This window comes from Methanobacteriaceae archaeon (assembly GCA_013403005.1).
Classification (GTDB): domain Archaea; phylum Methanobacteriota; class Methanobacteria; order Methanobacteriales; family Methanobacteriaceae; genus Methanobacterium.
Window position 1 is genome coordinate 1 of record JACBOA010000025.1, and the last position, 2416, is coordinate 2416.

General features: G+C 40.2%; 2 protein-coding genes. Both read left to right on the forward strand.

All coding sequences use genetic code 11. The annotated features are described in order from the left end of the window. Positions 1 to 821, forward strand: an 821-nt coding sequence (locus HVN35_11365; GenBank protein ID NYB53140.1) for an Ig-like domain repeat protein, incomplete at its 5' end; no start/stop codon positions are given. 649 nt (positions 822 to 1470) lie between these two features. After that, the coding region (locus HVN35_11370) for a right-handed parallel beta-helix repeat-containing protein (GenBank protein NYB53141.1) at positions 1471 to 2416 on the forward strand (946 nt) is incomplete at its 3' end.

The window sequence follows — 2416 nt, forward strand, 5'->3', positions numbered from 1 at the left end:
GCTCAACCGGAACTGGACAGCTAACTGTGGACAAAAAGAACACCAACCTGGTAGTTTTGAATGTTAACGGTAAAAACGGCACACAAGTCGTCCTCAGTGCCACCCTAACTGACAGTGATGGCAACCCATTAGTGGGCCAAACCCTCTACTTCCAAGTAGATGGTGCTGCAGTGGGTAACGGGGATACTGATGCAAGTGGAGTGGCATCTGTACCTTACACCATCAATCTACCCGGTGGAACACACACCATCAGGGCTGATTTCCAGGGTAACAGTGACTACAACCCAACAACGGGTACTGGGCAATTGAAAGTGCCTTTAGCCAGCCTGTACATCCGTACAACTGCCAGTAACACCAACCCCACAGTGGGTGATATCATTACCATCACTTTCAAGCTGGGTAACAACGGCCCAGATGCAGCCGACAATGTGACATTCACTCTGGTGATACCCGAGGGCATGGAATTCATCACTGCCCGAACTGACCAGGGTACCTGGACCTACAATGCCACCACCAGAACCATAACCTGGAATCTGGGAGACGTAGAAGTAGGAGACCCCAACCTGTGGGCTGATGTGAGAGTAATGAGCACAGGATCATTCACATTAAGACCATTCCTAAGCACTAACACCTATGATCCCACCCTAAATGACCAAATCCAGTCCATAAACATTAACGTACAAGCCGCATCACAAGAAACTCAAACAAAAGCAAACGCACAAACAGTAAAAATGCAACCCACTGGTCAGCCAATAGGCTTACTTGTAATAGCCGTGCTAATGGTATTAGGTGGAATAATAGCTCCAAAAAAGAAAAAATAAGGGTTTAAAAAAAACCCTCACCCCCCCCCCTTTTATTTTTTTTAGGGAAACAAATTTTTCTTAAATTTTAAAATAACAGAACTCTGACGGAATATTATTGACTAAAAAAAATATCCTTTTTCTTTGAATTAAAAAAATTCCTATTTCAGCAACAACTAGAAAAAAATAGGCATAACAGAAAAAATAAATCTATAACCTAATAGCCCTCTCATGTTTAAAAGATCTCACCGTGCCTACGAAAATAAGGAATGAGATCACCAGTGTGGGCAAAAGGTAAAGCATGATTTCAGGTTTAATCACAGGAAACGAAGCCAACCTCACCATCAAAACAGTAGAAATAAAAACAAAAAAAACCTGAAAAATATCCGATCTGATAAAAAGAGGAATAAACAAAATAAACGTGGTAAAAACCTCAAAATTTAAGAAGCTTATAAAAGCCATAATTAATTAAAACCCTTAAATAAAAAATAATTTCTGTTTTAAACATATTAATAAATTCCGAATACGTTTAAGCTTTTTTGAAGTTATAAACTCTTACATATCCATTTTGCATGATTATACTTTTAGAAAAATTTAATACCCACCTATGAACAAAACAAATGCCGACTATAAATATTATCTATCGAGCATAAAGGAGGTGAAAAAGAAATTGATACACAAGCGATTTCAAGGAATTAATTTACCTAAAATTACTAAAAAACATACCTTACCTTTAATTCTCATCAGTTTATTCACCATTATTACCCTGACTATGGGTGCTGTTTCAGCGGCGGAGTGGACTGTGGGTCCTGGAGGAAGTTACAACTATAATTCCATCCAAGACGCCATCAACAACCAATCTACCCTCGCTGGAGACACCATCACAGTCGCACCCAATGGAACAGACCCCTACACAGAAAATGTGATTGTGAACAAAAACAACCTCACTATCCAAGCAAATGGAGCAGTGACTGTTAGTGGATCTTCTAATCCAAGTAATCCTGTGTTCACAGTTAATAACCAAGGTGCTTATGCCAATATTATCGGTTTCATATTGACTGGAGCAACAAATTCTGCCGGAGTTTTGGTTACGGGAACTAATAATGTTACACTAACTAATCTAACCATTAATAACTGCCACTATGGAGTTTTGATGACGGGAACATCATCCAACATTATTGTTGATGGTGCAACCATAAACGGGACCACAGGGCAAGGCATACTATTACCTCACGCATCCTGGCTTACCAACGTAACCATCAACAACACCCAAATCATCAACTGCCAATCCAACGCCATACAAAGAGAATGGACTGACGGATACCTAAACGGAATAACCATACAAAACACCATCATCACCAACCCCAAAGACGTTGGAATAGTACTAGACGGAAACGTAAAACCACTCACCAACGTCATAATCGATAACGTAACCATCAACCAAGCCAAAAACAACGGAATAATCATCCTAATGAATAACGGGGGCAGCCACGACCTAACCATCACCCAAACCACAAGCAACAACAACGGAGACTGCGGAGTATACCTCGAAAACCTCCGAGGAACCATAAAACTAGAAAACAACACCTTCCAAAACAACAATGGCTGGGGAATAT